The 6,471-nt window shown below is 53.4% G+C and carries 5 protein-coding genes; 3 read left to right on the top strand and 2 right to left on the bottom strand.

Annotated elements, in window-relative coordinates; all coding sequences use genetic code 11:
- From FBQ85_24760 to FBQ85_24750, 3 genes are all read left to right on the top strand, one after another.
- Positions 1 to 763, top strand: a 763-nt coding sequence (locus FBQ85_24760) for a glycosyltransferase family 9 protein (GenBank protein MDL1878344.1), incomplete at its 5' end; no start/stop codon positions are given.
- Between the two features lie 2 nt (positions 764 to 765).
- Positions 766 to 1,593, top strand: a complete 828-nt coding sequence (fdhD, locus tag FBQ85_24755) for a formate dehydrogenase accessory sulfurtransferase FdhD (GenBank protein ID MDL1878343.1) — start codon at positions 766 to 768, stop codon at positions 1,591 to 1,593.
- Positions 1,594 to 1,622: 29 nt separating this feature from the next.
- Positions 1,623 to 2,720: a DUF3524 domain-containing protein gene (locus FBQ85_24750; protein MDL1878342.1), complete on the top strand. Its 1,098-nt coding sequence runs from the start codon at positions 1,623 to 1,625 to the stop codon at positions 2,718 to 2,720.
- 221 nt (positions 2,721 to 2,941) lie between these two features.
- Here FBQ85_24750 and FBQ85_24745 read toward each other — a convergent pair whose 3' ends face one another.
- Entirely contained in the window at positions 2,942 to 5,374 is a 2,433-nt protein-coding gene (locus FBQ85_24745; GenBank protein MDL1878341.1) for an RNA-binding transcriptional accessory protein, read from the bottom strand.
- A 359-nt stretch (positions 5,375 to 5,733) separates the two neighbouring features.
- The coding region (locus tag FBQ85_24740) for an oligopeptide transporter, OPT family (GenBank protein ID MDL1878340.1) at positions 5,734 to 6,471 on the bottom strand (738 nt) is incomplete at its 5' end.

Raw genomic sequence — 6,471 nt, 5'->3', positions numbered from 1 at the left:
GTCTCTCTCACGGGCGCGCTATTGTCTCGGCAGCGCGGAGCGCATTTTTCCCGGGTGTTCGCGCAATTTTTTTTACAATTTGATCGCGCCTGCGTGCAGCGAAAATCGGCATCAAACCGATCGCAACCTCGATATCGTGCGTTATCTCGGCATCGACACCTCCGATCACAGCGAGAATATGACATTGACAGAACAGGATCGCGGCTTTGCCGCTGCGTTCTTGCAGCATCACGGCGTTTCGCACAAGGATCGCCTTGTCACAATGCACCTGGGCGCCGGCAAAATCAACAATCGCTGGCCGATTGCACAATTTGCAACCTTATCGAATCTTCTCTATCAAGATTATGCCGTCAAAATTCTCGCGGCTTGGGGACCGCAGGAAACGGCGTTGGGGGAGCAGTATCTGCAAGCATTAACGTTCACACCCATCATACTCAAAAATGTTTCCTTGCGGCAATTCGCCGCCGTGCTCGCGCAAACCGAGGCCTATGTTTGCAACGACACCGGTGTCATGCACGTCGGCGCGGCTGTTGGCGCCAAGCTTGTCGCCATCTTCGGGCCGACAGATCCGGAATTCTGGAAACCCAAAGGCAAACAGATTGTCGCGCTGCGCGGCAACAATAATGATTGCGCAGCCGTTACAGCAGAACACGTTTTGCAAGCGCTGTTACATTTGATTTTCCCTCCGCTTGAGCGCCGGAAACCGGCAAGCCCTGCGTCAGCGCAAGAAGGTACGCCGCCGGTTTCGGCAACCTTGAGTTGAATATGCCGGATTCGATCAAAATATTTACTATTCATCGCGCGCGCCGGCAGGATTTGCGAGAAGAGCGTGATCGACTCGTGGTGGAAGAGCCGCTGGAGATTCGCTTAAACCATCAACCGCTGGCAGTCGTCATGCGAACGCCGGGCGATGATTTCAATCTCGCACGAGGCTTTCTGCTCTCCGAGGGCATTTTGACCAAAGATAATTGGAAAGAGGCGGTGAACTCGTTGGCGATCACTTGGGCTTACGATGAATTGCGCCTGCCGATTCCCAACGTGGTGTCATGCACCCTCGCTGCTCTTTCGGAGAAAGATATTCTAAAAATCCCGCGGCAAATTTATGCGACGTCGAGCTGCGGTATTTGCGGCCGCGCCTCGCTGGAGCGCATTTTTTTGCAGGCGCCAAAGCTGCGCGACGATTTTTCAATCGACCTGTCCGCCCTCCTGCATTTGCCGGACAAGCTTGCAAGCGTTCAAACTGATTTTTCTCAAACCGGCGGCTTGCATGCGGCAGCGCTGTTTACCCCGGAAGGAAATTTGCTTAATATGCGTGAAGATATCGGGCGCCACAATGCGGTCGACAAAGTCATTGGCCGGGCCTTACGCGATGGTCACTATCCGCTTTCAGATTTCGGATTGCTCGTGAGCGGCCGCTTGAGCTTTGAGATGGCGCAGAAAGCGTTGTTGGCAGGCATCTCATGCGTGGCGGCGATTAGCGCCGCTTCTTCACTAGCGGTGGAATTGGCGGAGGAATCCGGCATGACGCTTGCCGGTTTTGTGCGCGGCGAGCAAGCCGTTATTTATACCGGACGCCATCGCATTATCGTTTGAGTTACTCAATTGTGAGGAGAGCAACATTCGTGAACATTATTTTTATCGAAACGTTTTACGGCGGCTCGCATCAAGCCTTTCTTGACGGCTTAATGAAATACAGCCGCCACCACATCGTGCCCGTTACTTTCCCGGCGCGCTTTTGGAAATGGCGCATGCGCACCTCGGCGACGTACATTGCCGAAACGTGCGGCGAAGCGCTGCGCAATTGCGATCTTATCGTTGCCACGGATTACATCAACCTCGCCGAGTTGAAAGCGTTGACGCGCTACACCTGCCCGGCGATTTTATTCCTGCACGAAAATCAGCTCTCGTATCCCACGCCGGAGGGCGAAAAGCCGGCGGTGGAATTTGGCCTGGTGAATTTCGTCTCCGCCTTGACTGCCGATCTTTGTCTCTTCAATTCCCACTATCATTTTCGTGAATTCGAGGCGGCTTTGCGGCAATTGATCAACAGCATCCCCGAATTCGTGCCGGAGCATGCGCGCGCGCAAATCCTGTCCAAATCACAAGTGGTTTACATGGGCTTGAATATCTCGGCGTTCCCGCACACCAACATCCCGATGAACCCGGTTCCGATTATTTTATGGAATCATCGCTGGGAATTCGACAAACAGCCCGCGGTCTTTTTTGAAGCATTATATCGGCTAGCGCAGGCCGGCCACGATTTTCGCGTCATTATTTTGGGCGAAAATTTTCAGGTTCACCCGCAGGAATTCATCCTCGCGCGCGAGCGGTTGGGCGAACGCATCTTGCGTTTTGGCTTCGTTGAAAGCCTGGAAGACTACGTCCATTTTTTGTCGCGCTCGGATATCGTCGTTTCCACCGCTATTCAGGAAAATTTCGGATTCTCCGTGACCGAGGCCATGTATTGCCACGTCCTGCCGCTGCTGCCGAATCGCTTGAGTTATCCCGAAATTCTGCCGAAAAAGTTTCACCGGCAATTTCTCTATGAAAGCACGGCGGAGATGGATGCGAAACTTCGTTATTTGTTGCAGGAATACCGTAATCTCGATCATGTACGGCGGGAGTTGGCGGAAGCGATGAATCAATTCACCTGGAAAAATCGCATCGACGAATTCGATCATATCTTCGAACAGCTTGTGGCAAGGCAGAGATCACATTAATGGAGGAACCCCGGGATTGTGAGCGTGGGAGGTGGAACTTGTCAGTATTATGCTGACAACGGTTTCCCTGCGCATCAGCGCAATAACTCTTTCGGAGAATGGTTTAACTTTTTGTGCATCTTTCCAAGGATAAGAAAGCAGGATACGTGGCAATGATATTATAAGATTGTTTCTGTAAAAGCGAAAACGGCCTGCTGATGCAAGCCGTTTTCGTCATAATTTCACGATTTGTTGGAGTATTTATTCACCAGTTGTTGCAGCGAATTGGCAAAATTCTGCGTTTCTTTTGCCTCGTGCTTGCGCTCTCGCGCCGGACGCTGTCCTCCCTGAGGTTTGCGTCCTCTCGAATCTGCTTTTCCATCTTTCGTTTCCGCTTTCGGGCCGTGCGCCGAGCGCTGGTGACGGCGTTCACGGCCATCGTGTTCGCCCGCTGCTTTCGCTGGTGGCTTCGGCTTCTCCGGTGGACGCCGTTCGCCCTCGAGCAGCATGCTCAAACCGATGCGACCCTTTTCCGTATCCACCCGCAGCACGCGCACATCAATAACATCTCCCACGGCCACCACCTCCAGCGGGCTTTTGATGTATTTGTGCGACATCGCGGAAAGATGAACCAGGCCATCCTGCTTCACGCCAATGTCGACGAACGCGCCAAAATCAACGACATTGCGCACCGTGCCTTTGAGAATCATGCCTTCCTTCAAATCTTCCATCTTCAACACATCCTGGCGAAAAATGGGCTTGGGCGCTTCGTCGCGCGGATCGCGATCGGGTTTTTCCATTGCCGCAATGATATCCTCCAGCGTCGGCAAACCCACCCCGCATTCTGCCGCTATCTCCGTCAGCGACCGGCCCAATGTTTTTATTTTGGCGTTAAAAAGTTGGCGCTGCGTGCGCACCATTTCCGGCGTCAATTCCAGAATCGTCAAAAAGCGTTCGGCGGCAGAGTAGGATTCGGGATGCACGGCGGTGGAATCGAAAAACGTGTCGGCATTCGGAATGCGCATGAACCCGGCGCATTGTGTGAAAGCTTTAGGCCCGATGCCTTTAACCTCGAGCAGTTCCTGCCGCGAGGTGAAGCCGCCTTGTTGATTGCGATACGCCACAATGTTCTCCGCGACGCTGCGTGTGACGCCGGCAACATAGCGCAACAAAGCCGAGGAGGCGGTATTGAGATCCACGCCGACGGCATTCACGCACGATTCCACCACACGATCGAGTGATTCTGCCAGACGCGATTGATTGACATCGTGCTGGTACAAACCAACACCGATGGATTTCGGGTCGATCTTCACCAATTCCGACAGCGGATCAAGCAAACGGCGCGCAATCGAAACGTTGCCGCGTTGCGCCGCTTCCAGATCGGGAAACTCCTGGCGCGCCAACTCAGAGGCGGAATAAACCGAGGCGCCGGCTTCGTTCACGATGGTGTAGCGCAAGTCCACAGGATTTTCGCCGCCTGCCGCCTCCTTGATCAGCTCGGCAACAAGCTGTTCGGTTTCACGGCTGGCAGTGCCATTGCCGATGGCGATGATCGTGACGTTATGCTTGCGCACATGCGCCAATAATTGCTGCTTGGCATAATCCCAGCGTTTCTGCGGCTCGTGCGGATAGATCGTATCGCCTTCGAGATATTTGCCGGTTTTGTCGATCACAGCAACTTTGCAGCCGGTGCGAAAACCGGGATCGATGCCCATGATGACGTTGCCTTGCGTTGGCGGCTGCATCAACAGGTTGCGAAGATTCGTCGCAAAAATAGTGATGGCATGCTCGTCCGCCACTTCAGAGAGTTGATTGCGCAACTCCCGCTCGATGGCAGGGGAAATCAAACGATCGTAAGAATCTTTAATGGCGCTGCGATTATGATCCGTGAAAATACAAGCGGGGTTGGTGAGAAAGCGCTTTTCCATATCAGCGAGAATTTCTGGAACCGGCGCTTCCACCGCAACTTTGAGAAAGCCCTCACGCTCGCCACGATTGATGGCCAGCGTGCGGTGCGGCACGACTTTCTTGAGCGGATCGCGATAATCTTTGTACATCTCATACACATCGAGATTTTCCGGATCGCGCGCTTCCGAACGCAGCGTGCCGTGTTCCCAGGTCATTTCACGCACGAGTTTGCGCGTCTCTGCGTCATCACTCACCCATTCGGCGACGATATCGCACGCGCCGGACAGCGCTTCCTGTGCGCTCGCAACGCCTTTCTCTTCGCTGACATATTCTGCGGCTATTTGCTCAATTTCGCCCGTGATATCCTGCTGGCCCCACATGCGCTGCGCCAGCGGTTCCAGGCCTTTCTCTTTGGCAACGGTTGCGCGTGTACGCTTTTTCGGTTTATAGGGCAGATAAAGATCTTCTACTTCCTGCAATTTCATTGCGCCTGAAATCTTCTCGCGCAGCTCGTCGGTGAGCTTGCCCTGTTCTTCAATAGACTTGAGCACGGTTTGCTTACGTTCTTCCAGAAGGCGCAAGTAACGCATGCGATCTTGAATCGCGATGATCTTGATTTCATCCAAGCCGCCGGTCACTTCTTTACGGTAGCGGGCGATGAACGGTACGGTGTTTTCATCGTCCAGCAGCGCAACGGTGGCCTGCACTTGTTCGACACGAATGCTTTCTTCGTCCGCGATTCGTTTAAAAAAATCCTGCTCGGTCACGGCTAAACCTCGAAAATGTTACGGTACGTGTTGCTTGATCCTGGTGAATGTTTGCTCCGGGATGCCGCTCGCTGTCTTCGTTGTTTCTTCATCTATTCTTGCCTGGCGATATTCCAGCGAAGCAGAAGAGCAAAGGCGGAATTTAGTAGCGCCCGGGACAAATACAAGAGGGAAATTGCGCGATTTCTAATGATGCCTCATGCGTGATCTAAGGCTCTATCAAGGTTGTGTCATTCCGCAAGAATCTTGTGAAGTAATAAAAAAGTGACTCAAATCGGCAGCAAACCCAGTACTTCACAAGATTCCTGCGAATGACAGGGACAAAAGTAGGGGTAAATCTCGAACTTAACATTGTAACGTTAAGTCGATTTCGCCTTACGCAACGGAATCACAATCAACACATAAGCAATTGCTGCAAAGGCCAGCAGCCCGATCAAATTTCCCGCCCAGGTTTCGACGAATTCGAATTCCGCCGCGTGGTAGAACAAGCCGGTTAAGGATTCAAAATCGTTCACAATCAAAACCAAAACCGCCAGCAAGACGCCGGTAAGCGATTCCCCTGCAATAAAACCGGAGGCGAGCAATATGCCGGTGTTTTCGATGCGGTCTTTCGCGGCTTGGATCAAATTCCGTTTGGCGATGATGCGATCCACCACCCACTTGAGCACGCCGCCGATGAAAATCGCCGAGGTGGTTTCGAACGGCAAATACATGCCAACCGCGATCAGCATGGGCGCAGGCGCGTTGATCATGATCAGCGCGAGCGCAAAAAATGCCCCGAACAGAATCAAGCCACAGGGCATTTCGCCGCCCACAATGCCGGCGGCAAGCTGCGCCATCAATCCTGCTTGCGGCGCAGGCAACGCGCGATCGCCGATACCAATGCCGCCGGCCGCAAGATTGCTTTTGTGCAACGCAATAATCGGAAAAACGAGCACGAATGAAACAATAACAACGGATATCACCTCGGCAATCTGCATGCGCCGGGGTGTGCCGCCCAGCAACTGCCCGACTTTCAAATCTTGAATCATGTCGCCGGAGATGGCGCAGGCGCAACAAACGACGGCGGCCACGCCCAGCACGGCGCCGACGCCGTG

It is taken from the genome of Cytophagia bacterium CHB2 (assembly GCA_030263535.1).
Classification (GTDB): domain Bacteria; phylum Zhuqueibacterota; class Zhuqueibacteria; order Zhuqueibacterales; family Zhuqueibacteraceae; genus Coneutiohabitans.
Note: the sequence above shows the minus strand (reverse complement) of the source record. Positions and strands in the feature narration are given on the sequence as shown.